21 protein-coding genes are annotated in these 25,764 nt (G+C 55.8%); 4 read left to right on the plus strand and 17 right to left on the minus strand.

The window, feature by feature from the left end:
- Positions 1 to 10 precede the first annotated feature (10 nt).
- A complete protein-coding gene (pafA, locus tag EI291_RS08000) occupies positions 11 to 1,723 on the minus strand; it encodes an alkaline phosphatase PafA (protein WP_125419281.1) in 1,713 nt (570 codons plus the stop codon).
- A gap of 127 nt (positions 1,724 to 1,850) precedes the next feature.
- Between pafA and EI291_RS08005 the strand changes: the two genes are divergently transcribed.
- Positions 1,851 to 2,576, plus strand: a complete 726-nt coding sequence (locus EI291_RS08005; protein ID WP_125419282.1) for an HAD family hydrolase — start codon at positions 1,851 to 1,853, stop codon at positions 2,574 to 2,576.
- 84 nt (positions 2,577 to 2,660) lie between these two features.
- Here EI291_RS08005 and atpG read toward each other — a convergent pair whose 3' ends face one another.
- From atpG to EI291_RS08045, 8 genes are all read right to left on the minus strand, one after another.
- Positions 2,661 to 3,551, minus strand: a complete 891-nt coding sequence (atpG, locus tag EI291_RS08010) for an ATP synthase F1 subunit gamma (RefSeq protein ID WP_125419283.1) — start codon at positions 3,549 to 3,551, stop codon at positions 2,661 to 2,663.
- Positions 3,552 to 3,656: 105 nt separating this feature from the next.
- Positions 3,657 to 5,240 (minus strand): F0F1 ATP synthase subunit alpha, encoded by a 1,584-nt coding sequence (atpA, locus tag EI291_RS08015; protein ID WP_125419284.1) that lies wholly within the window; start codon positions 5,238 to 5,240, stop codon positions 3,657 to 3,659.
- A gap of 6 nt (positions 5,241 to 5,246) precedes the next feature.
- Positions 5,247 to 5,807 carry an ATP synthase F1 subunit delta gene (gene atpH, locus EI291_RS08020; RefSeq protein ID WP_125419285.1) on the minus strand — a complete coding sequence of 187 codons (561 nt, stop codon included), beginning with the start codon at positions 5,805 to 5,807 and terminating at the stop codon, positions 5,247 to 5,249.
- A gap of 91 nt (positions 5,808 to 5,898) precedes the next feature.
- A complete protein-coding gene (locus EI291_RS08025) occupies positions 5,899 to 6,393 on the minus strand; it encodes a F0F1 ATP synthase subunit B (RefSeq protein WP_125419286.1) in 495 nt (164 codons plus the stop codon).
- Positions 6,394 to 6,560: 167 nt separating this feature from the next.
- Entirely contained in the window at positions 6,561 to 6,818 is a 258-nt protein-coding gene (gene atpE / locus EI291_RS08030) for an ATP synthase F0 subunit C (protein ID WP_044000749.1), read from the minus strand.
- Between the two features lie 54 nt (positions 6,819 to 6,872).
- Complete coding sequence (atpB, locus tag EI291_RS08035) at positions 6,873 to 7,925, minus strand: F0F1 ATP synthase subunit A (protein WP_125419287.1); 1,053 nt, start codon at positions 7,923 to 7,925, stop codon at positions 6,873 to 6,875.
- A gap of 37 nt (positions 7,926 to 7,962) precedes the next feature.
- Entirely contained in the window at positions 7,963 to 8,367 is a 405-nt protein-coding gene (locus tag EI291_RS08040) for a hypothetical protein (RefSeq protein ID WP_125419288.1), read from the minus strand.
- 27 nt (positions 8,368 to 8,394) lie between these two features.
- On the minus strand, positions 8,395 to 8,646 hold the full coding sequence (locus tag EI291_RS08045; RefSeq protein WP_240635433.1) for an AtpZ/AtpI family protein: 252 nt from the start codon (positions 8,644 to 8,646) through the stop codon (positions 8,395 to 8,397).
- 285 nt (positions 8,647 to 8,931) lie between these two features.
- Here EI291_RS08045 and porW point away from each other — a divergent pair, with 285 nt between their 5' ends.
- The 3 genes from porW to uvrC all read left to right on the plus strand — a co-directional run bounded on the left by porW (position 8,932) and on the right by uvrC (position 16,550).
- Positions 8,932 to 12,042 carry a type IX secretion system periplasmic lipoprotein PorW/SprE gene (gene porW, locus EI291_RS08050; protein ID WP_449546882.1) on the plus strand — a complete coding sequence of 1,037 codons (3,111 nt, stop codon included), beginning with the start codon at positions 8,932 to 8,934 and terminating at the stop codon, positions 12,040 to 12,042.
- Positions 12,043 to 12,169: 127 nt separating this feature from the next.
- The gene (locus EI291_RS08055) at positions 12,170 to 14,509 is read left to right on the plus strand and encodes a penicillin-binding protein 1A (protein ID WP_125419290.1); all 2,340 of its coding nucleotides are present in this window, start codon (positions 12,170 to 12,172) and stop codon (positions 14,507 to 14,509) included.
- Between the two features lie 223 nt (positions 14,510 to 14,732).
- Positions 14,733 to 16,550 (plus strand): excinuclease ABC subunit UvrC, encoded by a 1,818-nt coding sequence (uvrC, locus tag EI291_RS08060; protein ID WP_125419291.1) that lies wholly within the window; start codon positions 14,733 to 14,735, stop codon positions 16,548 to 16,550.
- A gap of 109 nt (positions 16,551 to 16,659) precedes the next feature.
- On the opposite strand, the gene porN is transcribed toward uvrC, so the two are convergent.
- From porN to EI291_RS08100, 8 genes are all read right to left on the minus strand, one after another.
- The gene (gene porN / locus EI291_RS08065; protein ID WP_125419292.1) at positions 16,660 to 17,547 is read right to left on the minus strand and encodes a type IX secretion system ring subunit PorN/GldN; all 888 of its coding nucleotides are present in this window, start codon (positions 17,545 to 17,547) and stop codon (positions 16,660 to 16,662) included.
- 48 nt (positions 17,548 to 17,595) lie between these two features.
- Positions 17,596 to 19,176, minus strand: a complete 1,581-nt coding sequence (gene porM, locus EI291_RS08070) for a type IX secretion system motor protein PorM/GldM (protein WP_125419293.1) — start codon at positions 19,174 to 19,176, stop codon at positions 17,596 to 17,598.
- A 62-nt stretch (positions 19,177 to 19,238) separates the two neighbouring features.
- Positions 19,239 to 20,045: a type IX secretion system motor protein PorL/GldL gene (gene porL / locus EI291_RS08075; RefSeq protein ID WP_125419294.1), complete on the minus strand. Its 807-nt coding sequence runs from the start codon at positions 20,043 to 20,045 to the stop codon at positions 19,239 to 19,241.
- A 103-nt stretch (positions 20,046 to 20,148) separates the two neighbouring features.
- On the minus strand, positions 20,149 to 21,168 hold the full coding sequence (gene porK, locus EI291_RS08080; RefSeq protein WP_125419295.1) for a T9SS ring complex lipoprotein PorK/GldK: 1,020 nt from the start codon (positions 21,166 to 21,168) through the stop codon (positions 20,149 to 20,151).
- A 234-nt stretch (positions 21,169 to 21,402) separates the two neighbouring features.
- Complete coding sequence (locus EI291_RS08085) at positions 21,403 to 22,395, minus strand: PorP/SprF family type IX secretion system membrane protein (protein ID WP_125419296.1); 993 nt, start codon at positions 22,393 to 22,395, stop codon at positions 21,403 to 21,405.
- Between the two features lie 147 nt (positions 22,396 to 22,542).
- Positions 22,543 to 23,361, minus strand: a complete 819-nt coding sequence (locus tag EI291_RS08090) for a uroporphyrinogen-III synthase (protein WP_125419297.1) — start codon at positions 23,359 to 23,361, stop codon at positions 22,543 to 22,545.
- 75 nt (positions 23,362 to 23,436) lie between these two features.
- Positions 23,437 to 24,615, minus strand: coding sequence for a DUF4271 domain-containing protein (locus EI291_RS08095; protein WP_170172563.1), 1,179 nt, complete (start codon positions 24,613 to 24,615; stop codon positions 23,437 to 23,439).
- An 18-nt stretch (positions 24,616 to 24,633) separates the two neighbouring features.
- Positions 24,634 to 25,701, minus strand: a complete 1,068-nt coding sequence (locus EI291_RS08100) for an MraY family glycosyltransferase (protein ID WP_125419299.1) — start codon at positions 25,699 to 25,701, stop codon at positions 24,634 to 24,636.
- Between the last annotated feature and the right edge of the window lie 63 nt (positions 25,702 to 25,764).

Here is a 25,764-nt window from a genome sequence, read left to right on the forward strand (position 1 = left end):
CAACCCTTTTTTACCAGCCCAGCACTTCCGGCAAAGGTTGGCCGGTGCAGCCATCGGGCTCCTGAATATGGAGCCAGCGGGCCAATGTGGGTGCAATATCGGTAATCTTTGCCGGAGCTGATGACTGTCCGTGCTTTACGTGCCAGCCCCAGAACACCACCGGCACGTGCGTATCGTAGTTGCCCGAGGAGCCGTGGGTGGTGCCCTTGTTTACCGGAAACTGGTACGACTCCAGCCAGCCCGGCTCCAGCACCACCAGCACGTCGCCCGAGCGTTTGGGGAAATAGCCGTTTTCCAGATACATCAGCATCCCGCTTTCCCAGTGCGACTTCTGCACATCCTCGGCCGCCAGGGCCCGGGTTACGCCGGCAAACTGCACCATAATGCCGGCCACCTCGCGCTGCAGCTGGTACAGGTCCAGCTTTTTCTGCTCAACGAGGGGGCGGTTCAGGTACACCTGCTGGTTTTCGTAGCTCAGCACCCAGTTACCAGGGCCGTGCAGACTCACCAGTTTCCGCTGCAACGAGTCGCGCATGAGGCCGGGGCCCACTGAGCCAGCCGGAATTTTCTTGTCGATGAGGAAGTTAGGCGAGTGCGCCGCGCCGTGGTCGGCGCTCAGGAACACCAGCGCCTGCTTTTTGCCCACGGCTTTATCCAGGTACGCAAACAGCCGCTCCAGCTCTTTATCCAGGCGCAGGTAGGTATCCTCGGCCTCAATAGAGTTGGGCCCGAACTGATGGCCCACGTAGTCGGTGCTGCTGAAGCTCAGGGCCAGAAAATCCGTTTGGCCACGCTGGCCCAGCTGTTCGGCCCGCATGGCTTCCAGGGCAAAATCCAGGGTGAGTGAGTTACCGAAAGGCGTAGAGCGAATCAGATCGAGGTTGCGGGGCGTGGCTACCGGGGCTTTTTCGCCGGCCGCTTCCATGTTACCCTTCACGGCCGTGCTGGGGGCAGCGCTCAGGGCTGGCAAATCGTGCGGAAATACGGGCTTGGTTTCTCCTTTGAACGCACCTTCCCAGGCTACATCGTCCGGGGAGCTTTCGGTGTACTGGGCAATGGGCAGCAGCGTGTTCCAGGCCTGATCGAGGTACCTAGCGGCCCGGCCTTCCGCGTTGAACTTCGTTACCCACTCCGGCAGCTGCTGCGTGTAAAAAGTGCTGGTGATGAAGGCGCCGTTACCACCGTCGTACCAGTAGGCCGCGTTGGCTGCGTGCCCGGCCGGCAGAATGGAACCCCGGTCCTTGATGCACACCCCAATTACCTTGCTCTGGAAGTTGGTGGCCAGCCGCAGCTCATCGGTAATGGTGGTGGTGAGCATGTGCCGCGGCGACATTTGCCCGGCCGCCACCGAGCCGCCCACCGGCTGCACCGTTTTATCTTCCGTCACATAGGTGCCCTTGCCCTCTTCGCGCACCAGCCAGTTGTTGCCCACAATGCCGTGCACCGCCGGCGTGGTGCCGGTGTAAATGCTGGCGTGGCCCGGCCCGGTGTAGGTGGGCACGTAGTTATAGTGGGCATTTTCGTAACTGAACCCCTCCCCCAGCAGCCGCCGGAAACCACCGTTGCCGTATTTATTCCAGTAGCGGTACAGGTAGTCGTAGCGCATCTGGTCCACTACAATCCCCACTACCAGGTTGGGGCGTTCCAGCGGCTTGCCGGCTTTCTGCGCGAAGGCCGGAACCGCCAGGGTAGCGGCCAGCAAGAGGCTCAAAGGTGTTTTCAAAGCGGAAGGAAATTAAGAAGCAGCCCCCGCGGGAGCTGCTATACGGTTCGGAGCGGCAAAGATAGTCCTGCCCCGCCGGAGTTGCGTACTACGCGGGTAGCTTCTGCCATGTTCCCCCCTTCATTATATGCCTACTGCTCAGCCTTACGCCCTCATTTTCGATATGGATGGCGTCCTCATCGACAATACGCCCGAGCAGGCCAAAGCCTTCCAGCTCCTGTTCCGCGACTTGGGCCTGACCACCAATGCCCGCCGCCTGCTGCGCCGCCTCAACGGTATGCCGGCCACTAACATCCTCAAAACCGTTTTTTCCAAACCCGTCCCGAAAAAGCAGCTGGAAGAATACGCCGCCCAACGCGAGCTGCTGTACCGGGTGCTGTACTGGAATAAGCGCTGCGAAGTAGCGGGCCTCACGGCATTTCTGCAGGCTGCCCGCGCGGCCGGTTTCAAAATCGGGCTGGGAACGGGCTCCGGCGAAGACACCATCCAGTACATCCTCGACCACCTGAAGCTGCGCCAGTATTTTGATGTGGTGGTAGGCAAGGACGATGTGCATAGGGGTAAACCCCACGCCGATACGTACACAGTCACGGCCCGCCGGTTGGGGGTTTCGCCCGAGCGGTGCGTGGTGTTTGAGGATGCCATTTTGGGCGAACAGGCAGCCTATCAGGCCGGCATGCGGTGCGTGGGCGTTACCACCACGCTACGGCCCACCGACTTTCAGGCCCCCCTGCTCACCTGCCCGGATTTTACGCACGTGACGCCCCAGCAGCTACTGGACCTGCTGGCGCAGGCACCGCCCATTCCCAAGCCTAGCCCGCAACTGGCCACGCGGCAGTATGCGCAACTGTAAGCAAAGCGCCAAGCTGCCAACAAGCACAACGGCCCGCCTCCTTCCGGAAGCGGGCCGTTGTGTAGGCGGGGTGTAAGCGAAACCTTACCGGCCGGCGGCCAGAGCCTCAGCACCACCCACGATTTCGAGAATCTCGGTGGTAATGGCGGCCTGACGGGTGCGGTTGTAGGTCAGCTTGAGCTGCTTCAGCAGCTCGCCGGCGTTTTCCGTGGCTTTGTCCATGGCCGTCATGCGGGCACCGTGCTCCGAAGCGTTGCTTTCCAGCACGGCCTTATACAGCTGCACCTTCAACGACTGTGGAATCAGGGTGCGCACGATTTCCTCCTTGGAAGGCTCGAAGATGTAGTCCACATTCGACGTAGCCTGAGCACCAGCGGGCAACTCGGCGGGCACCAGCGGCAGCAGTTGCTCGGTCCGGATGATCTGGGTAGCCACGTTTTTGAACTCGTTGTACACCATCACTACCTCGTCGTACTGACCAGCCCGGAAACCTTCCATCGCCTCTTCCGCCGCTTCGCGCACGGTATCAAACGACAGCTTGCCGAACACGTGCTGGTAGTTACCCAGCAGCGGCACCCGCTTGCCAAAATACTCGTGGGCTTTGCGGCCAATGGCCAGCACCGTTACCGCCCCGGCCGCAGCCTGCGCCGCGTAACGGTCCTGCAGCAGCGCATTTACGCCCTTGAATACGTTGCTATTGAAAGCACCAGCCAAACCACGGTCCGAAGTAATGGCAATAACCAATACCCGGCGCACCTCGCGCTGCTCCGCGTACTCGCTTACCATATCCTCACCGGCCAGAGCCGTCAGGTTGCCCAGAATGCTGTTGAGCCGCTGCGCATACGGACGCATGCGCAGGATATTATCCTGGGCCCGACGCAACTTGGCAGCCGCCACCATTTTCATGGCTTTGGTGATCTGCTGCGTGCTCTGCACCGACGTAATGCGGCTCCGAACTTCTTTTAAGCTAGCCATTCTTGTGAAAATAAGTTGTCAGTTGCTAGTTGTCGGTTGTCAGTTTGGATGAAGCCTTAAAGCTCTTTCCTGACAACTGACAACCAACAACTGACAACCAATGAATTACTTAGAAGCGTACACCGACGACAGATCCTTGGCTACCTGACGGATTGCGCCGGTAGTGGTGTCGTCCAGTTTACCAGCCTTCAGGCCTTTCAGCACCTCGGGGTGGCGGGAGTTCATTACCTGCGTGAATTCACGCTCGAACTCACGCACCTTGTTCACCGGAACCTGGTCGAGCAGGCCGTTGGTAGCGGCGTAGATGATGGCTACCTGATCCTCTACCTTCTGGGGCGAGAACTGGGGCTGCTTCAGAATTTCCAGGTTACGACGGCCCCGCTCGATGGTGAGCTTGGTCGAGGCATCCAGGTCGGAGCCGAACTTGGCGAAGGCCTCCAGCTCACGGAACTGGGCCTGGTCGAGTTTCAGCGTACCGGCTACCTTCTTCATCGACTTGATCTGGGCGTTACCACCTACGCGCGATACCGAGATACCTACGTTGATGGCGGGACGCACACCCGAGTTGAAGAGGTTGGTTTCGAGGAAGATCTGGCCGTCGGTAATCGAAATTACGTTGGTCGGGATGTAGGCCGAAACGTCACCAGCCTGGGTTTCGATGATGGGCAGAGCCGTCAGCGAACCACCACCTTTTACGAGGGGCTTGATGCTCTCGGGCAGGTCGTTCATGTCCTGGGCAATGGCGTCCGAAGCGTTGATCTTCGCGGCGCGCTCCAGCAGGCGGCTGTGCAGGTAGAATACGTCACCGGGGTACGCCTCACGTCCGGGAGGACGACGCAGCAGCAGCGACACTTCGCGGTAGGCTACGGCCTGCTTGGAGAGGTCATCGTACACGACCAGGGCCGGACGGCCGGTGTCGCGGAAGAACTCGCCGATGGCAGCACCGGTGAAGGGAGCAAAGAACTGCATGGGAGCCGGATCGGAAGCCGAAGCCGATACTACCACGGTGTAGTCCATGGCACCACCCTTGGTCAGGGCGTTTACTACCTGGGCAACGGTCGAGGCTTTCTGGCCTACGGCTACGTAGATGCAGAAAACCGGCTCGCCCCGCTCGAAGAACTCGCGCTGGTTCAGGATAGCGTCAAGGGCTACCGTCGACTTACCCGTCTGACGGTCACCGATGATCAGCTCACGCTGGCCCCGGCCGATTGGAATCATGGCGTCGATAGCCTTGATACCCGTCTGCATAGGCTCGTTTACCGGCTGACGGTAGATTACGCCGGGAGCTTTACGCTCCAGGGGCATATCGTAGGTGTCGCCCTGGATGGGGCCACGGCCGTCGATGGGCTGGCCCAGCGTGTTTACCACGCGGCCAATGATGCCTTCACCTACTTTTACCGATGCAATTTTATTGGTGCGGCGCACGGTGGCACCTTCCCGGATTTCGGAGTAGTCGCCGAGCATTACGGCACCTACGTTGTCCTCTTCCAGGTTCAGTACCAGGGCCTGCAGGCCGTTTTCAAATTCGAGCAACTCCCCCGACTGGGCTTTGCCCAGACCGTAGATACGGGCTACACCGTCACCAACCTGCAGAACCGTACCTACCTCTTCGAGTTCGGCTTCGGTTTTGAAGTTGGAGAGTTGTTCCCGCAGAATGGCGGATACTTCATCCGGACGTACTTCTGCCATGGTGGGTTATACTAAAGAGTGGTAGGGGTTCTTTGAGAATTCGGTGCGCAGCTTGCGCAGCCGGTAGCTTACCGAGTCGTCGATCAGCTTGTCGCCGATGCGCAGCACGAAGCCGCCAATCAGCGAAGGATCTACCTTCTCGGTGAGGGTAACATCCTGCTGGCCGGTTTGCTGGCGCACCAGCTGAACCACCTGCAGGCGGGTAGGCGCATCCAGCGGAGCAGCCGTAGTTACCTCGGCTAGCTGCATGCCGCGCAGTTGGTTATACTGGCGCTGAAACTCGGTGCCAATAAACTCCAGTGCGCTTTCACGGTTCTTCTGCGTGATAATGGTGAAGAACTTGCTCGTGATGTCCGATACCTTGCCGGTGAACACTGCGTTCAGAATGGCCAGTTTTTTATCGTGCTTCACAATAGGGTTGCGCAGCAACAGGCGCAGCTCACGGTTCTCGTCCAGCACTTTCGTGAACAAGTCCATGTCCTGCTTTACCTGCTCCAGCGTCCCGCGCTCCTCTGCCAAATCCAGCAACGACTTCGCGTAACGGGAGGCAACTCGTAGTTCAGACATATTGAGTAGGAGTTAGGAGTTAGAAGCTAGGAGATAGAAGCTGGGAGATGTTGAACAACTCCTGACTTCTAGCTCCTAACTCCTTCGCTCCTTAATTCAATTTCACTTCTTGCAGATACGAGTCCACGAGTTGCTGCTGAGCGGGCTGGTCGGCCAGCTCGCGGCGCAGGATGCGCTCAGCAATATCGATGGAGAGCTTGGCGGCGGTGTTCTTCACCTCAGCCAGTGCCGAGTTTTTCTCGTTCTGGATGGCTTCGCGGGCCTGCATGATCATGCGGCTGCCTTCTTCCGTAGCCTTGTTTTTAGCCTGCTCGATGAGCTGGTTCGAAACGTCGGTGGCTTCCTTCAGAATACGGTCACGCTCCATGCGGGCTTCAGCCAGCAGTTTTTCGTTCCCGGCTTTCAGCTCCTGCATCTCCAGCTTGGCCTGGTCGGCCATGCGCAGAGCGCCTTCGATGGAGCTTTCCCGCTCTTTCAGCGAGGCCAAGATGGGCTTCCAGGCAAATGCACGGAGAAGAATCAGCACGATGCCGAAAATCACCAGTTGCCAGAAAATCAGGCCTAATTCGGGCGTTACAATTTGCATCGTAGAAACTTAGGTAGTGGATGATAGATGCTCTGAACCGAGGAAAGCCGGACGGAAGTTCCGTCGTGTTTGGGTGGCTCCAGCAGTACCAGAAAAGCCAAGACAGCCCGCTACGCCGTGCGCTGAAGCGACGCGCGCAGCGGGCTGCTCTTGTACTACCTCTATCCCTAGAGTTTGAACGAAATCAGCAGGCAGACTACTACTGCGAACAGCGCCAGACCTTCGATCAGGGCGGCTACGATCAGCATGGCAGTTTGGATTTTGCCCGAAGCTTCCGGCTGACGACCGATGGCTTCCATAGCTTGACCACCAATGCGGCCGATACCCAGGCCAGCGCCCAGAGCAACCAGACCGGCACCGATAGCGGCACCAAATACAGCCAGACCAGCGGCGTTAGCAATCTGCAACAACAGAGAAAGAAGCATAAAAAAATGGTTTGTGGGGAGTGAAAAACAAAAAAATCAGGGGGTGGTGAAGGCTTAGTGCGCGTGTGCCGGCTCGGCACCGTCGCCACCGCCCATCTGGTAGTCAGCGTCGTGGTGCTCTTCTACTGCGCCACCAATGTACATGGCCGTCAGCAGCGTGAAGATGTAGGCCTGCAGGATAGCAACCAGCAGTTCCAGGCAGTTGATGAACAAACCGAAAGCCAACGTTACGGGCGAAACGGTGAGGCTGCGGAAGATGAAGATGAGCGAGATGAAGCTCAGGGTTACAATGTGACCGGCCGTGATGTTGGCGAACAAACGCACCATCAGGGAGAAAGGCTTTACCACGATGCCGATGAGTTCCACGGGAATCATGATGGGCAGCAGGGGCTTCGGTACGCCGGGGGTAGCGAAGATGTGATGCCAGTAATTTTTGTTGGAGCTGAACAGGGTGATGAGCAGCGTCAGCACAGCCAGGGTCAGCGTAACGGCAATGTTACCGGTGAGGTTGGCACCGCCGGGCATCAGGCCCATCAGGTTGTTGAACCAGATAAAGAAGAACACCGTCAGCAGATATGGCATATACCGCTCGTACTTCGGACCGATGGATTTCTTAGCTACCTCGTCGCGGATGAACACGATGATGGGCTCGAAGAACGACTGAATGCCTTTGGGAGCCCCGCTACCGCGCTTGGCATAGCCGCGGGCTACGGCCGTAAACACGGCTAGCAGCAACACGGCACTGATCATCAGCGAGGCTACGTTCTTGGTGATGGAGAAATCGTATACTTTGCTGCCGTCTTCCGACACCAAGTGCTCGTGCTCCAGCTTCAGGCCTTCATACACCTTGCCTTCGGCCAGGTTGCGCGAGGAGAAAACCGATACACCCTGACCCGGACGGAATGCAATTACCGGCAGATACGTAGTGAAATGATCATTGTCGGTGGAGAACCAGTGCCACTCGTGCGAGTCGCCGATGTGGTGCAGAATCATCTCCCCGGGGCTGAAGGCCTCCTTATCGGTGGCTTCTTCGGTTGTGGCCGTCGGCTCGTTGGCGTACACGGAAAACGAAAGGAAGCAAAGGAGGACTAACAGTAAGCGCTTCATTCAGAGGGGATTGGGGTGGGGTTCACAAAACCTTCATCTAGGGGTTTTCACCCGGTTTTGAAAACGGGCGCAAGTTACTCAGAACGCTCCACACTTCAAACCCGGCAAAGAGAAAATACAGGAGAAAGAAGCTCCCCAGAAAGGCCCAGCGGCCGTTGCCTTCGTGCCCGCCACCCGTAAAAAGGTACACCAGCACCAGCGTAAGCGACAAAAGCAGCCGTGCAACCATGCTCCCGAAATAGGCGACCATAAAGTTTTCGACATTAGCCCGCACCAGCTTGGCGGTTATCCAATAGGTCAGCAGCGTGAGCAAAAAGAAGAACCCAAACGTGTACACCGTGAACGGGTGCACGATGCGCGGCCCGAACTGACTATAGAGTGCATACAGCACGAAGGCCAGCAGCAGGGAGAAAAGCAGGTAAGGGCGCAGGAAGGCTTTCAACAGCAAAGCGGGTAAAGAGTAAAACAGTTACTGCTCCTTGGTTACGGAGCGAATAACATTATATAAGGCGGCAAACAGGCCCAGCAGCATCAGGCTGAGTGTGAACCACGGTGTTTTGTTCTGGAAGTGCCCATCGAGCCAGTAGCCGGCCCAGGTGCTAAGCCCTATGGTAGCCAGCATCTGGGCGCCGATGCCGGAGTAGCGGGCTACGGCCCGCATCCGGTCAGAGGTATTCTCAGAATCGGGCGGGCGGGGCGGTTGCGGGACAGGGGCGGCCATGAACAGGAGCTAAAGCGGTGGGAAAGGCAAAATTACACGGTAGCGCGTTAGCACCCGGCCTTACGCCCTAACTTCAACAAACGGGTACCGGGGAAACCTGTACTTTTACCTGCTTCGCTTCGTTGTGGAAATGGGAAACGCCGAACGATTTCGGCGCAGTACCACGTTTTCGGTTCAACATCCTTTCCTGCCCTGAGCTTCTTTGCCGCTTTGACGACGACAAACTCTCTGCTTTTGCGTGTGCTTTCTGCCTCTTCCGCTGCCGCATTGTTGGTGGCAGGAATCGTGGGCTGTGCCTCTGAGCGCCCATCTATGCTGGGGCACGCGTACGATAACGTGGTGGCCCGCGACAATGCCTACTTTCTGGCGAATGAGAAGATGCGGGCCGTGGAAAACACCCTCAACGCGGCCCGTGTCAACGACTACAACCGGGTGCTGCCCGTTTTCCCGACGCTGGATGATGCCACCGTGGCTCGGGTAACGGCCGACATGGACGACATTATCAAGAAGGCGTCCTTGCCGGTACAGCACCGCCCCGGCTCCGACTGGACCGATGACAGCTACCTGCTGATTGGAAAAGCCCGCTACTACAAACGGGAGCTGGAAGATGCGGCCAAGACATTTAAGTATGTAAACACCACCAGCAAAGACCCCAATGCCCGCCACGAGGCGCTGATCTGGCTGATGCGCACGTTTCTGACCCTTAAGGAGCTTGACAATGCCGCCGCCGTTTCGGACATCCTGGATAAGGAGCAAGGCACGGAGCGGAATGCCCGGGAGCTGTTCCTGACGCGGGCCGAGTATTTTCTGCAGATCAATGAGCCGGCCAAGGCCATCGAGAATCTGGAAAAGGCCATTCCATACATCGAGCCGAAAAACGAACAGTCGCGTACCCGCTATATTCTGGCGCAGCTCTACCAGAACCAGGGCGAGGACAAGAAGGCATACGCGCAGCTTAATCAGATTCTGAAGAAGAACCCACCTTACGAGCTGGACTTCTATAGCAAGCTGATGCTGGGCCAGGTATCGGACCTGAACCAGACCGACCGGGCCCGACTAGATAAGTACTTTGCCAAGCTGCTGAAAGACACCAAAAACAAGGAGTACCGGGACAAGATTTACTACGAGATGGCGCGGCTGGAGTATCGGCAGCAGCGCTACCCCGAGGCTTTGGCGCTGTTGCAGAAGTCGGCACGCACGCCTACTACCAACCGGGCGCAGAAGTCCTACACCTACCTGCTGGGAGGGCGCATTTACTACGAGAATCTGCAGAAATACCGCTTAGCTGCTGCTTACTACGACAGCACCGTACAGAATCTGCCCCGCGAAGCCCCCGACTACGAGACCACGGCGGAGCGGGCAGGCATTCTGAAAGACTTCGCGCGGCAGCTCACCGTCATTGAAATCCAGGACAGCCTGCAGGCATTGGCCCGCCTGGACACGGCCACGCTACGTACCCGCCTGACGACGTATGCCCAGGCCGAGCTGGACCGGCAGCGTAAGGAGGCCGAGGCCCTGGCCGTCAGGCAGGCCCGCGACGAGCAGCGTAACCAGCAAACGGCTACCGGCCTGAGCACTTCCCGCGACCTGCAGCCTAACGTGAGTGCCAATGATTTCCTGGCGGGTAACACCGGGGCTAAATGGTACTTCGACAACCCCACAGCCCTAAGCACGGCCCGCAACGACTTTATCCGGAAATGGGGTGACCGGCCGCTGCAGGACAACTGGCGGACGGTAAATCAGGCAAGCAACTCGCCGGTTACTACGCGCGGTGGTAATGTACCGGTTAGCATAGCGGGCAATGGCAATTCGGTGGTAAATGGCATGGCTCAGCCTGCCGCCGCATCTGACCCTGCCATGCAGCTCCGCGACCTGGTAACCCGCTACCGGCAGGATCTACCGCTCACGGCCGCGCAGCTGCAGCAATCCGACGCCCAGACGGAGGAGGCTCTGTATGCGCTGGGCGGCATCTATAGCCAGCAGTTGAAGGAGCCGGTGCGCGCTACCGAAACGTACGAGAAGCTGCTCACGCGCTACCCGAAGGGCCCGCATACACCGGAAACACTGTATATCCTGTATCTGCAGTACAAAAACCAGAACGACACCGGTAAGGCGGAAAGCTACGCGGCCCGTTTGCGCGATACGTATCCGAACTCCTCCTACGCCCGCCTGGTAGCCGACCCCGAGTACCTGCGCCGCACCTCCGTGGCCAATGCCCAGGTGGCCGTACTGGTTGACTCAGCGTTTACCTTCTATAAAAAGCAGGAATTCAAAAAAGCGGCAGCAGTACTGGCCCGTGCCCGCAAGCAGCATCCGCAGAACGACCTCAACGATAAGGTTGACTTCCTGAGCACCCTGCTCACTATCCGTACGCAGCCACCGCTTACGGCCAAGGCCACCGTGGAGAAGTTTTACAAAGACTACCCGGAAAGCCCGTTGGCTAATCAGGCCGTTGCGATTCTTACCACCTACAAGAAATACGATGCCGGCCAGATCACCGGTGCACTAGTTTCCACGGATAAACCTCCGGTTTCGGTTTTCAAGCCCGGTGAGGTGGAAAACCGCATGCGGATCTATTACCAGGAAAATGAGTCGCCGGTAGTGCCTATGGCGCAGAAGACAACCGCTGTGCCCCCTGCCTCCGCAGCCGTACCCACCACCTCTCCGGCCACTACTCCTCCAGCTACCCAGGCGGGTACTCTATCCCCCACCCCGGCCGCATCCGCAGCGGCGACTGGCACTGAACCGCCCGTAACCACCATTACTCCCCCCGCTCCCGCTCCGGAGCCAACACCCGAAGAGGCAGCCAAAGCCGCCCGGCAGGCCGCTGCCCAGGCCCGGGCGCGGGGCAAAAAGGCACCGGCACCGGTAAAAACGCCCCCGGTTACCAACCCGGCTCCTGCATCACCCACGTCGGTGCCCCCGACACCTTCTACCAGTGCGCCGGTTACGACACCCACAACATCTGCTCCGGTCAACCAGCCCACTCCTCCAGGCAGCACAAGCGCCCCGGTAACGACGGCTTCGTCGCCCTTCAAGGCTGACTTAACAGCTACCCATGCTATTGTGCTGATATTTGCCAAAGATGCCCCGGCGCTGAAGGACTTACCGGCTCAACTTGGCGTGTACAACACCCGCTACTTCAAATCCAGCAGCCTGCTTGTGCGGCAGCAACCCTTAGGCACCACGCAGGAAATGATTGTGGTGGAGGCGCTGCCCGGCGCAAAGCTGGCCCAGAGCTACGCCCTGAAGCTCCGCGGTCCTCAGTCGCCGCTGAGCAAACTGCGGGGCGCGGGTTACCAAACCGTGGTAATCAGTATTGATAATCTGCCGGTGCTTCTTCAGACGCTGAATCTGGAGGAATACCAGCGCTTCTATCAGCAGACTTACCGTTAACCCCGGAGGCACTGGATGGAGCAGATAGCCAGAAGCCTGGCGAACTTCTGTACAATACCCCGGCATTTGGGTGAGGGAAGCAATATCCTGCTCTTGTACTTTTGACTTTTCACCTTTCATATTCTCAATGGCTTACCCTGCCAAAAGCAAAGCATCTTCCCGCAAAGCCACTTCCCCCGGTCGTTTCACGGGTTGGGCCCGCAGTATCTGGGCATTGTTCGGAATTGGGCTGGTGGGAGTGGTGCTGTATGTGCTGGCCGTTAGCATCAATTTTCTGAATCTGTTCGGGCGAATGCCCAACCTGAAAACCCTGGAAAACCCGCGCAGCGAGCTGGCCTCGGAAATCTACTCCGCCGACAACGTGCTGATGGGAAAATATTTCCGCGAAAACCGCACGCCTGCCGAATACGAAGACCTGCCCCAGCACTTGGTAGATGCGCTGATTGCTACCGAGGATGCCCGGTTTGAGGAGCACTCCGGCATCGACCCCAAAGCCACCGGCCGGGTAGCGGCAGGGCTGCTTACCGGCGGTAGCGGCGGCGGCGGCTCAACGCTTACTCAGCAGTTGGCCAAAGTGCTGTTTCGTACCCGTGAAGACCTCAATGACGGTATTCTCAATGATGTGCCGGGCGTACGCATGCTGGTTACCAAAACCAAGGAGTGGATTCTGGCTACCCGTTTGGAGCGTAGCTACACGAAGCGCGAGATTTTGCGCATGTATTTGAACACCAATGACTTTGGATCCAATGCCTTTGGTATCAATACGGCTGCCAAAACTTTCTTCGGCAAGAAGCCTCGCGAGCTTACCCGGCCCGAAGCGGCCACGCTGGTGGGGGTGCTGAATGCGCCTACTCGCTTCAGCCCCAAGTTCAACCCGCAGCGTTCCAGGGTGCGCCGTAACTGGGTGCTGCGCCAGATGAACAAGTACGGTTACATTGATGCGCAGCAGTTGCGGGCCGATACGCTACAGCCCATTGCGCTGCGCTACAACGTGGAAAACCAGAACGAAGGCATTGCGCCTTATTTCCGGGTAGAGGTAAGCAAGATGCTCAAACAGTGGGCCAAGGAAACCGACCACGACCTGTATGCCGACGGCCTGAAAATCTATACCACCATCGACTCGCGCATGCAGAAGTACGCCGAGGCAGCCGTGGCGGAACACATGAAGCTCCAGCAGAAGTGGTTCGACCAGCAGTGGAAGGGCCAGCAGCCCTGGCGCGACGAGAATGGCCGCGTAATTCCCAACTTCCTCAGCACTTCTATTCAGCGTACTGAGCGGTACCGCTCCCTCAGCAACCGGTTTGAAGGCCGTAAAGACTCCATCAAGTACTATCTCAATAAGAAGTACAAGATGAAGGTATTCACCTGGAATGGTGGCGAGAAAGAGGTATTCATGTCGCCGATGGACTCCCTGGCCTATTATAAGCGGCTGCTGCATTCCGGCTTTATGGCCATGAACCCTCTAAACGGGCAGGTGAAGGCCTGGGTGGGCGGCATCAACTTCAAGTACATCAAGTACGACCACGTGAAGCAGGGCAAGCGCCAGCCGGGCTCCACGTTTAAACCGTTTGTGTATGTAGCGGCCATCGACCAGGGCTACTCTCCCTGCTACCAGCGCCCCGATGTGCCGACGACCTTCCCGGCGGAGGCTGGCCGGCCGGCCTACACGCCCAAGAACTTTGAGGGCAGCTACTCCGGCCGCACCTTCACCCTGCGCCAAGCACTGGCCCGGTCCATGAACTCTATTACCGCGTGGCTGGTGCAAAAGCTCGGCCCCGAAACGGTGGTAAGCTACGCCAAACGCTTAGGCATCACCTCCCCTATCGAGGCCGTGCCGGCTGTGGGGTTTGGCTCATCCGATGTCAGCATTTATGAGTTGGCCGGCGCGTACAGCACTTTCGTCAACAAAGGCATCTGGACGGCCCCGATGATGGTCACGCGCATTGAGGACAAGAACGGTAACGTACTGCGCGAGTTCGTGCCCCAGACCCGCGAGGCCCTAAGCGAGGAAACCGCCTACCTGATGACCTATATGCTGCGCGGGGCCACCGAAGAGCAGGGCGGTACCAGCATCATTCTGAAAGGCGGCTTCAAGTTCCCGTATGAGATGGGCGCCAAAACCGGCACTACCTCCAACTACTCCGACGGCTGGTTTATGGGCCTCACGCCCGATCTGGTGTGCGGTATGTGGGTAGGTGGCGAAGACCGCAGCATCCACTTCCGCACCGGTGCCTACGGGCAGGGCTCCCGCCTGGCGTTGCCGCTCTACGGCATCTTCATGAAGAAGGTATACAAGGATAAAAGCATCGATATCAACACAGGTTCTTTCCCGAAACCTACCCAGCCGCTCAGTATTGAAACGGACTGCTCCCGCTACTATGGCGGCGCCGGCACGCGCGACACCATTCCCTACGACCAGAAGCTCAACCAGGTGGATCTGGATGATCTGAACGAAGAGGACATCTAACCCGCAGATGGTATAGATTTTTTTGCCGATTTCGCCGACTTTTACGGAAGGTGGCCGGGACGTCCCGGCCACCTTTTTTGTTGTAGAGCCAGCGCTGCGTCAGCTGCCCTAACCTCAACACCACTTAGCTGCGTACCTCCGCTCATACCGCCGGATTATGCGCTTCACATTTGCCTGGCATGTGTGAAAGCTGCTCAATCTGCAACTGCAAACCCGTGCTACTATGGCTGCCCGTCCCGAACTGCAAGACCAAATCCGCCAACTACCGCACCGCCCCGGTGTGTATAAATACTTTGGTGAAGAAGATGTTATTATTTACGTGGGCAAGGCCATTGACCTGCGCAAGCGCGTAAGCAGCTACTTCACCAAGCAGGACCATAATAAGAAGACCCAGCAGCTGGTCAAGAACATCCGCCGCATTGAGTTTACCATCGTTGACTCGGAGTCTGACGCCTTCCTGCTAGAAAACAACCTCATCAAGCAGCACCAGCCCAAGTATAACATCCTGCTCAAGGACGGCAAGACTTACCCGTACCTGCTACTCACCAACGAACGGTTCCCACGTCTTATTCCCACCCGCAACAAGATTCCCGGCCAGGGCCGCTACTACGGCCCGTATGCCAACGTGACGGGTATGAACTTGCTGCTGGAGCTGATTCGGGCCCTGTATCCGTTGCGTACCTGCACCTATAACCTCTCGTCCCAGAACATCGAGGCCGGCAAGTTCAAAGTGTGCCTTGAGTACCACCTGGGCAACTGCAAAGGCCCTTGCGAGGGTCACCAGGACGAGGAAACATACAATCAATACATCCAGCAGATTCGTCAGATTCTGAATGGCGACCTGCGCCTGCCCAAGCAGTATTTCCGGGAACGGATGACTCAGGCGGCTCAGGAACAGCAGTACGAGCTGGCCCATCAATACAAGCTCAAGCTCGATAAGCTGGATGAGTTCCAGAGCAAGAGCACCATCGTGAATGCCTCTCTCTCCAATATTGATGTGTTCAGCATCGTATCGAATGAGAAATCGGCTTTTATCAGCTACCTGAAGGTGATGAACGGCAGCATTGTGCTTACCCAATCAGTAGAGGTACAGAAGAAGCTCGATGAGCCTGACGAGGAGATTCTGGCTCCGCTGATCATGCAGATGCGGCAGGAGTTCGAAAGCGAATCGAAAGAGATTCTGACGAACGTTCCCGTACCCAGCCTGCCGCTGCCCGGCGTCAGCATTGCCCAGCCCCAGATTGGCGACAAGCGCAAGCTCATCGAGCTGGGCCTGAAAAACGTGCTCTACCTGCGTAAGGAAAAGGAAAGCATGAATGACCGGAGCAAAGACCTGAACGAAGTACGCATCATGGAAACCATCCGCAAGGATTTACGCCTGACGGAGCTTCCTAAGCACATCGAATGCTTTGACAACTCCAACTTCCAGGGCGACAATCCGGTGGCTGCTATGGTGTGTTTCCGCAACGCCAAACCCAGCAAGAAAGACTACCGCCACTACCACATTAAAACCGTCATCGGCCCCAACGACTTCGACTCGATGTATGAAGTGGTGACGCGGCGTTATCGCCGCCTGGTGGATGAAGGGGCCAGCCTGCCGCAGCTGGTTATCGTGGATGGTGGCAAAGGTCAGCTTAGTATGGCTGTGAAGGCCCTGAAAGACCTTAACCTCTGGGGCCAGATGGCCGTCATTGGCATTGCCAAGCGTCTGGAGGAAATCTACGTTCCCAACGACCCGCTACCACTCTACATTGATAAGAAGAGCGAGTCACTCCGCCTGTTCCAGCGCATGCGCGACGAGGTGCACCGCTTCGGCATCACCTTTCACCGCTCCCGCCGCGACGCGGCCACCCTCAAAACCGAGCTAACCGAAGTCAAAGGCCTCGGCCCCATTACCGCCGATAAGCTCCTGGCCAAATTCAAATCCGTCAAAAAAATCAAGGAGCTGTCCGAGCAGGAACTCACCGATGAGGTAGGCAAGGCCAAAGCCCGCATCCTGCTCAGCTACTTCAGCCAGCAGGAAGACGCTCCTGCCAGCTAAGTATCAACTCCTTTTTGAACAACAAAAAGCCCCAACCGTAACCGGTTGGGGCTTTTGCTTGCAAAAGATTCACGGATGAATCAGCTGCAAAATCTGTTAAATCAATAGCTTAGAAGGACCACAGATTGTACTCATACTCAATCAGGTCGGCGGCAGCTTGCTGCGAAGCCAGAATACCCTGCTGCTGACCACCGTAGATTTCGTCCAGACGCGAATCGTTGGGGTTAGAAACCTTCACGATGTAAGAGTTGAACAACCACAGCTCAAACGCATCAGCCAGGTTCTTATGCTGGGCGTCGTTCTGGGGGTTAAACCAGATAGCCTTGTCCGGGTTAGCCCGGAACATGCGCACCAAGTCGCTGTACTTGAAATAACCAATCGGCTTTTCAATGCCCGAAGTATTCGAACCCAGCGTCGAAGGCACCAGCAGACCAATGGATTTAATGTCGTGATACATTCTCGACCGTTTCTTGTCGAAAATCATATCCTCTTTCATCTCCAACTGATAGATATCCTTGGGCCGATACTCGTAGCTCGGCGGAGCGGCAGGCTTTTTCGGAGCAGCAGCAGCAGCCCGGCCATTACGACCACGTGGAGCAGGAGTACCCCAGTCATCACCAGTATCCTCGGTAAAGCCAGCTGCTTTTTCTTCATCGCTCAGGCCAGCGCTGGCTTCAGCATACGACATGTTGCCCAAGAACTCCTTCGAAGAAAGAGTAGTGGTCAGTGAGTCGCTGCGGTAGGCCTGCAGTTCACCCCGTTTTACAGCGTCAATGATTACGCGGCTGATTTCCTTCTGTTCCGCGAACATGGGCTTGTTCTGCTTCTCGCGCAGGTCAATCGCGCGCCAGATGGTCTTCCGGAACATGATGTCCGAATTCGGAATCGGGCGGTACGAGCCATTGCTGCTCGCGGTGGTAGCTTGTTCCTGAGCCGAAGCTGCCACCGACAGCGTCAGGCCGGCCGTCAGAGCGGCGAAGGAGAGGAATTTGTTCATACCTGGGTAATCAAAAAAGCGCGGCGGATAGTTCAGAACCAGTAACGCTTACAGCAGCGGAATATTGAACTGCTTCGACACATTTACGTCTTCCACATTGCCCTGGAAGTTCTGACGCTGCACACCTTTTACTTCGATGTACAGACGGTCACCTTCACGAGCCGTGTTTACCACGCTGCTCAGGTCAACGGTCGGGCCGTTTACGGTGATGGTTTGCATGGCCGGACGCTTACCACGAACCAGCGTTACCTCATAGCGCGATACCCGGAAACGGGCGTCATCGGGCAGGAAGGTAGCAAAGCCGGCATCAGCTACGGCCTTCAGGTTCATGTTGCGCACAGCCGTAATCGGAGTGCCCTGCTTTTCGTTAGCCGGACGACCACCAACCCAGCACTGAATTTCAGGCTTAGGAATCGGACGAACCTGGAAGGTCTGCGAACCGATGGGGTTGCCACCGCTGCTTACGCTCAAGGTTACTTCTTTCGAGTTCGGAATCAGGGTTACTTCACCCTTCGCCGAGCCTTTGATGGTAGAAGCACCGGAAGCCGAGAAGCTGGGGTCGTACTGGGCACCCAGAGCAGGTACCTGCACGCTAAGCTTGTTGCCGCACTTGAAGTACAGCGCCTGCACCGAAGCCGACTGAATCTGCATTACCGGCTTGGTGATGGTATAAGGAACCGTCACGTTGAAGGTCGTGTCACGACCGTTCTGCTTGAAGCGGATAGTGCCTTTCCAGGAAGCCTTGGCGTTACCGGCCTGATCGAAAGAGCCCGGACGAGCCGTGAATTCGATTTTTCCGTGACCGTTCGGGTCTACTTTCAAAGGCGAACCATTCAGCGTCATGCTGGGGTTCAGGCCCGAAGCCGAAGCCGTCAGGAACAGTTCAGCTTTGTATTTGGTACCAGCCGCAACCGTGTTCGACTCAGCACTGGCGAAGGCGCCAATCTTATCGAAAACGATTACTGTACCACCTACCTGCTGCGACAGAGCATTCAAAGCGTCCGACTCATATTTCAGCACTTCGGCTTCTTTCTGAGACAATACAGCCAAAGCGGCAACCACCGGCGTATTTTCGAAGTTGAGTTGAGCGAAGTTTTTGTTCTTCTGCTCCTTCTCCGTTACCATCGGGTCTTCTTTAGCATCGAGCGCCAAAGAGCCAGCGTTAGGCACAAACTGTTTGATATAGGTGGAGAACTTATTCAGTTCACCTTTCATTTTGTAGCCTTCTCCATTCTGAGAGGCACCTAACATGAGTTCCGCTACTTTATCTTCGGCGCTCATGTTTTTGAACTCGTTCTTGCCTTTGTTTTCTGTCTTCTCGAGCAGCTTTTGGCGCACATCAGACAGATAGGCAATTACTTTCTGAGTTTCCTGGCGTACTTCCTCGCTACGCTTGAGCACTGCCAGGTCTTTGGCTTGGTTACGGTTTTTCTCAACCTGAGCTTTGATACCTTTTACCGCACCTTCGTTTGCCTTCGACACTTTGCCGTTGATAGCCGACAAGCTGTCATCAAGGAATTTGAACTTGAGCAGAATTGCTGAGTTTACTTGTAGGGCCAGAAGAGCGGTGAGTACCAAGTACATCATACCGATCATCTTCTGCCGCGGAGTCTCTTTACCTCCCGCCATCGTGTCTACCTATTCTAGTACTAGTGGAACTAATATCTGAAACGTTATGCCGTGCGGCTACCTTAGTTGGTAGCGCGCATAGCGTTCAGCATGTTACCATACACACGATTCAGCGAGCTGAGGTTGGTGGTCAGGCTGGTCACTTCCTGCTTGAACTGGTCGGTTTCTTTCCCAGCTTCGGTCAGGTTCTCCATGGCCTGGGCCAGGGTGCCGTAGAATTTGTTCATCGACTTCAGGTGCGTATTAGCATCCTGCAGTTCCATTTCGTACACGGCGTTCAGCGCACCCAGGTTCTTGGTTACGTTCTGCACCTGCACGTGGTACTCACGGGCATCGTTGGTAGCGTCAGCCATAGCCGTCATAGCCTGAGCAGTGGCCGAATACGATTCGTTGATACGCTCCAAGGAGGAGGCAGCGCTACGAACTTTAGCGGTATACTCGTCGGTGGCGCTGGTTGCGTCGCCGAGGGTCGAGAGCTGCTGCGTGGTGGTGCTCAGACGGTTCAGGCCCTGGCCCAGCGAAGCAATAGCCTCGGGAGTTACGTTGGCATCTTTCAGCATATCGTCCAGCTTGCGGGTCAGGCCCGTGCCGGTGCTCTGCTCAACAAATTTGTTGCTGTTGGTGGAGGGGTCGTAGCCTTCGCTCAGCTCAGGGTACACCAACGACCAATCAACTTCTTTGGCGTTAGGCTGGAAAGCACTCAGAAGGAAGATCAGTGCCTCAGTGCCCAGACCTACAATCAGCATTTCGCTGGCACCTTCCCAGTGCTGGATTTTGAACAATGCCCCTACAATTACTACTGCTGCGCCGATACCGTATACTTTGGGCATCAACACATCGTACAGAAAACTACCGCCTTTAGCTGCCATGTGATTGTGGTGTTGGAAAAAAGAAGTTGTTGGTAATGAGTTTTAAAAGAAACGCGGGAGAATTGTGTATGGGGTTTTCTGGTAAGTCAGCCAAGGCGGCTACTTAGTTCAGGCTTTGGTTCGTGCCCATGCCAATCTGAATCATGGCCGTGCGGAAACCAATGTAAGAACGGGCTGAATCCTGGTATTCGAAGTTACGGGTACCGGTTTCGAGGAAGTAAGCAATGTCCTTCCAGGAACCACCACGTACTACTTTGCGGGGCTCGTTGTCATCGGGGTTGGTGGGGTTCATATCCCATACTACCGGCACCGAGGCTTCCATGTAGGCATCATCGCACCACTCAGCTACGTTGCCCGACATATCGTACAGGCCGAAGTCGTTGGGGAAGAAAGCTCCAACAGGCGAAGTGTAAGCGTAGCCGTCCGAAGCGTAGTCGCCACGGCCGGGCTTGAAGTTGGCCAACATGCAGCCCTTCGAGTTACGCAGGTACGGGCCACCCCAAGGGTACGTAGCCAAGTCGCGGCCACCACGAGCGGCGTACTCCCACTCAGCCTCTGAGGGCAGACGGAAGTTCGGCGTTGGAGCAAGGCCAGCTTCCGCGTTGGCGGCATTCTTGTTTTTGGTGCGCCAGTTGCAGAAGTATTTAGCCGCAAACCAGTCAACTCCTACCACTGGGTAGTCGTCGAAAGCCGGATGCGTATAGTAATATTCCATCAGCGGGTCACCCATGTGGTAAGTGAAGTCGCGCACCCACACCGTGGTATCGGGGTATAGTTCCGTCATCACGTACTCTTCGCCCAGTACATCAATAGAATCCTGCCGGATGGCATTCATGAATTGACGGTATTCGTTGTTGGTAATTTCGGTCTCATCCATGTAGAAGCCGGCAATAGTTACCTGCTTGTTCATGTTCACCATAGAAGCCGATATATCCTGGTCCGTCTGGCCCATGTGGAAAGTTCCACCGGGGCAGGGCACCATACCGTAGGGTACTTCCTGAGGATTAAACTCCGGACGATCCTCCGCCCCAACCAGGTCGCCTTGCGGTCCTTTACCGAAACCACAGCCTCCCAGGATAAGCGTCGAAATAGCGACGAGAGGCAATACGAAATACTTGTTCATGTGAGAAAGAAAAAGACGGTCGAGGCGGCGATATCCAAAGATTACAATTTTCGAGCTGGCAAATCTAACGAATCATACGTTCGTACGCAAGCCTATCGCTCAATGCATACCATTTGTCTGCGAACAAGCCTTTCAGCCGGTTAAACAATGGCTAGCAGTGAGTTAATACGAGCTTGTCAGTTGTGCCAGGACAATAAAGAAGTAAGAATGGTTTCCTACGACGGAGGCCTCTTTTTAGAAGCTGTAACGCGGTGTGCGGATTGCGGGACGGACTGCCAAACCAGGTTTCGGCAGACGATAGGAGAGCATAATTTCAAAGGAGCTAAGCGCCCGAGCATCTTGATTAAATGCAATCAAGTCGTAAGCCAATCCCACACGCATGGCATTGTCTTTTGAAAAGCTTAGTCCTCCCAGTGCGGTAAAGGATTCATCATACCGGTAGCCGATTCCGCCCCAGAAACGGTCGTTGAAAGTAGCGCGTACGCCAGCCTCATACGAATTGTTTTTGAATGTGAACTTGTTGCTGTCGCCAAATTTCCCTGGCAGCACCATCTTCATCAGCACCGTAGGAGTTACTACAACGGATGAGGAGGCCTCAATATTATATCCGGCCGTCAGATACGCGTGATTTTCGTTGATGTACTCAGCGGTTTTGCCGCCGGCGACCTGGCTGTTAAACTGGTACTCAGAACGCAGCAGGTTATTGACACTCAAACCAGCATATAGTTTCTCAGACTCGTACCACACCCCAATACCAGCATCAATTTTGCGGTCGGCACCCTCCTGGGGCACTTTTACATCGTCCTTATCAATGGGCCGATAGGTTCCCTGATATATATTGTTTAGAACGCCCTGCACCCCAATACCGAGGCGCCCCTCTCCTACTTTTAGATGCTTGGAGTAGGAAAGCTGTACGTTAGTGGTAGTGAGCTGCGCGATTCTGTCACGGTAAATACCAATACCCAATCCACCGCCAATGGCTGCTACGGGCAATGAAGCCGTGAGCATATAGGTCTGAGGAGAGCCCCCTGAGTCGAACGTAGCATCGTAGCCGAAGTATTGCGCACGACCTAAGGCGGTTATTTCCCCTTGCCCCTTGATACCAGCATACGCGGGGTTCAGGAACATCCCATTAAAGCCGTAGTGGCTAAACTGGGGCTGCTGCTGCGCCAGCGCGGTGCCAAAAGCAACGGAGGAGAAGAGTATAACTAGTAAAGTTCTCTTCATAAAAGGACTGATTTAGGGCAAGTTACGATTGGAAAAAGGAAGGCATGTCGTTTCCAAATGTATGCAAAAAACCCTCTACAACAAATCCCGCAAAAAAAACACGAGGGAATAGCCAGACTACTCCCTCGCGCTCAACTTATGAAGCTATTACTTACTACTTTTCTTCTCTTTCAGCAGCTCAGCACCGTGGTGCTGGCGGATGTATGCCTCGATGGCCCCCGTCATGGAAGGGGCATTTGGCTGAGGTGCCTCAATATCAAGCTCTAACCCAGCATCAATCACCGCTTTGGCAGTGGTCGGCCCGAAGGCGGCAATACGGGTACCGTTCTGCTCGAAATCGGGGAAGTTAATAAAGAGGGAACTGATACCGGAAGGGCTGAAAAACGCAATACAGTCGTACTTCACATCCGACAGATCCGACAGGTCACTGGCGACAGTACGATAGATGACGGCTTCGGTAAACTTGAAGCCGTTGGCCCGCATGAATTCCGGAATATCGTCCTTGCGAATATCAGAGCATGGGTAGAGGAACTTCTCACCTTTATGCTTCTTGATAACATCAAACAGGTCGGCGGCGGTGCGTTGCCCAACGAACAGCTTACGCTTGCGCAGCACAATGTACTTCTGCAAATAATTGGCTGTCTGCTCCGAAATACAGAAGTATTTCATTTCAGCGGGCATCTCAATCTTTGCCTCCTGACAAATCCGGAAGAAGTGGTCCACGGCATTCCGGCTCGTAAAGATGACGGCCGTGTGCTCCTGGATGTTGACTTTCTCTTTCCGAAAATCCTTGTAGGATACCGGTTGAACCTCAATGAATTCCCGGAAATCCACTTTGATACCGTATTTATCTGCAATAGAAAAATACGGCGAGACGTCGTTGGCGGGTTTAGGCTGGGTGACCAGGATGCTGGAGATACGCTTGGCGTGACGGCCCGTCCCCGGTTGGTCTTTGCTCTCGGCCATAGGGTAGAAAAAGGGTAAGTCTAAGGCAATAAGGGGGCGTTGCGGCTACTTCCGGGGCAACCCGGTAGTGGTGTGTCAGTAGGTAAAAACAATCAGCTTGAGCAGAATGATCAGGGGAATCACTTCTGTGGCGCAAAGGTACGAAAACAAATGCAGATTCAGCAGGGATGCCTTACGGTTCAGAGTGCGGCCCACTCGTAATACAGTTCCTATCAACAGCAAGGAAACCACTCCGTTGGATACCCAGAGCACTGTTTCGGGGAGGCGCTGGTTGAGGCCCAGATACAGCAGCATCACGACTGGTAAGAACAGGCCCATGAACAGGCTGGTCCGAATAAATTCCCGGTACTGAATTGTTACCAGTTCAGTAACGTCGAAAATGTAACCCATCAACTCCAGGAACAGGTACTTGCCCAGCACGAAACCCGCAACCAAGGCGGTATATAGCAGTACCCGCACGACAATAGCCGATTCGGCCACATCGAACAGGCGACGCAGAATTACAATGCTCTGAATGTTGGTATGAATGGCAACCAGCAACAGGGCGAATGACAGAGAGAACAGGAGTACCAGTACCAGATTCAGCCACGTGAGAGTAGGTTTAACCAGAAAATCCTGTTCAGCGGCCCCTTTACCCCACAACCCTTCCAGCTGATAAATTCGGGCAAAGCCGGGCTGGTAGGTTGCCCGCAGACCCCCATAGCACAGTCCCAGCAATAGCAAAAACCCAACGAATACATTCTGACCCTGATGGCCGCGCGGCCTGGGCTGAGCAGTAAGTATCGGGGCAACCGCTACCCCCGATTTGGCCTTGACCAACGGCACGGCATTGGCGAAGGAGGTCAGGTTGGGTATGGCCTCCGGTTGCCAGACGCAGAGTAAATGTGAACCGGCCTGCGACCCGGTCGGCAACAGGGCCGCCAAATCAACAGTATACGACGCCGGCGTACGGGCACTGAACACGAGCCGGTTATCCAGAAACAGACTGAGCTTTTCCCGGGCCGTGAAGCTGATGCGTAAAGGCTTGTTCGGCCGGATTGATAACCACTGATAGTAGGCGTGGGCCGGGGGGTGGTAATCAGGTAGATAGAGAACGAGCCGGTTTCGGGACTTATCGAAAATCAGCCAGTCGGGAGTGAGGCCGGCGCGGGGCGCGGGTGGCAGGGGGCGATACTCGGCCGCGTAAGCGGCCGGCCGCAAACTCAGGAACAGAAGTCCCAGTACCCAACCCCAAAAGCGCCAGCTGCTACGCACTATTGCCGGATAGAAAGACTACGAAGCAACCCGCTGCCGCTCGGCCCGGCTGTGGTATACTCCCAGAAACACGCTCAGCAGCAGGGAAAATGCTACCAGCATTGCAATCAGGAGCGTGTTGCCGAGGTAGGCGAAGTTGATGACAAACAGGATGACGACAATGTTGAGCAGCCCCAGCAGAATCACCGTGCCAATTTGCTGAAAGCCCATAGCCAGAATGCGGTGATGCACGTGGTTTTTATCGGGCGAGAATGGGGAGCGGCCGGCCATCATGCGCACAATAAATACGCGCAGTGTATCAAAAAGAGGCACAAACAGGATACCCACGGCCACTGAAGGGGCCGACGAGCCGAATGGCTGGCCTACCTTCAGGCCCATCTCAATGAACTGAATGGTAAGAATCGATACGATAAAGCCACACACCAATGAGCCCGTGTCGCCCATGAAGATACTGGCCTTGTGAAAGTTATACCGCAGGAAGCCCAGCATCCCGCCTACCACGCACACAGAAACAAACACGTAGTTCTGGAAGGCGTCGCCACCGTAACGGTAGAAATAATAACCGAACGTACTGACGATAATCAGCACGATTGAGCCCGCCAGACCATCCAAACCATCAATGAGGTTGATGGCATTGGTGATGCCTACAATGGCAAAGAAAGTGAAGGCGTAGCTGATGCCAATAGGTAGCTCCTGAATACCCAAAATGCCTTGGAAGCTGGTAATGCGCACATCGGCCATTATCATGACTACCCCAGTTGCCAGCAATTGCCCCACGAATTTCTTAGCCACTGAAATACTGACTAGGTCATCCTTCAGGCCTACAAAAAACAGTACGATGCAACCGGCCAGCAACTGCTGCACCCCGTTGTTGAGCGGCGCGAAGATGGTGAGGGCCGACATAAAGCCCGCAAACACGGCTACTCCTCCCAGACGCGGCGTCAGCGACTCGTGCACGGTACGCACATTAGGCGTATCGAGCATGTTCTTCAGATGGGCAATGTAAATAATGGACGGGACGGCGAATAAGGCCACCAGAAACGCCCATAGGGAGGACAAACCCAACTGAATTCCGAGTGCATTCATTGCGGTTCGGCTGTTTTTGAGAATACGCTTCCGCTAAACAGAAGCAAATGAAGTGCAAAGATA

Source organism: Hymenobacter rigui (assembly GCF_003944715.1).
GTDB lineage: Bacteria > Bacteroidota > Bacteroidia > Cytophagales > Hymenobacteraceae > Hymenobacter > Hymenobacter rigui.

Bases quoted from the DNA above. Each gene is read 5' to 3' on its own strand.
- EI291_RS08005 (WP_125419282.1), top strand. From the start codon at position 1,851: ATGCCTACTGCTCAGCCTTACGCCCTCATTTTCGATATGGATGGCGTC.
- atpG (WP_125419283.1), bottom strand. From the start codon at position 3,551: ATGGCTAGCTTAAAAGAAGTTCGGAGCCGCATTACGTCGGTGCAGAGC.
- atpA (WP_125419284.1), bottom strand. From the start codon at position 5,240: ATGGCAGAAGTACGTCCGGATGAAGTATCCGCCATTCTGCGGGAACAA.
- atpH (WP_125419285.1), bottom strand. From the start codon at position 5,807: ATGTCTGAACTACGAGTTGCCTCCCGTTACGCGAAGTCGTTGCTGGAT.
- EI291_RS08025 (WP_125419286.1), bottom strand. From the start codon at position 6,393: ATGCAAATTGTAACGCCCGAATTAGGCCTGATTTTCTGGCAACTGGTG.
- atpE (WP_044000749.1), bottom strand. From the start codon at position 6,818: ATGCTTCTTTCTCTGTTGTTGCAGATTGCTAACGCCGCTGGTCTGGCT.
- atpB (WP_125419287.1), bottom strand. From the start codon at position 7,925: ATGAAGCGCTTACTGTTAGTCCTCCTTTGCTTCCTTTCGTTTTCCGTG.
- EI291_RS08045 (WP_240635433.1), bottom strand. From the start codon at position 8,646: ATGGCCGCCCCTGTCCCGCAACCGCCCCGCCCGCCCGATTCTGAGAAT.
- EI291_RS08055 (WP_125419290.1), top strand. From the start codon at position 12,170: ATGGCTTACCCTGCCAAAAGCAAAGCATCTTCCCGCAAAGCCACTTCC.
- uvrC (WP_125419291.1), top strand. From the start codon at position 14,733: ATGGCTGCCCGTCCCGAACTGCAAGACCAAATCCGCCAACTACCGCAC.
- porN (WP_125419292.1), bottom strand. From the start codon at position 17,547: ATGAACAAATTCCTCTCCTTCGCCGCTCTGACGGCCGGCCTGACGCTG.
- porM (WP_125419293.1), bottom strand. From the start codon at position 19,176: ATGGCGGGAGGTAAAGAGACTCCGCGGCAGAAGATGATCGGTATGATG.
- porL (WP_125419294.1), bottom strand. From the start codon at position 20,045: ATGGCAGCTAAAGGCGGTAGTTTTCTGTACGATGTGTTGATGCCCAAA.
- porK (WP_125419295.1), bottom strand. From the start codon at position 21,168: ATGAACAAGTATTTCGTATTGCCTCTCGTCGCTATTTCGACGCTTATC.
- EI291_RS08085 (WP_125419296.1), bottom strand. From the start codon at position 22,395: ATGAAGAGAACTTTACTAGTTATACTCTTCTCCTCCGTTGCTTTTGGC.
- EI291_RS08090 (WP_125419297.1), bottom strand. From the start codon at position 23,361: ATGGCCGAGAGCAAAGACCAACCGGGGACGGGCCGTCACGCCAAGCGT.
- EI291_RS08100 (WP_125419299.1), bottom strand. From the start codon at position 25,701: ATGAATGCACTCGGAATTCAGTTGGGTTTGTCCTCCCTATGGGCGTTT.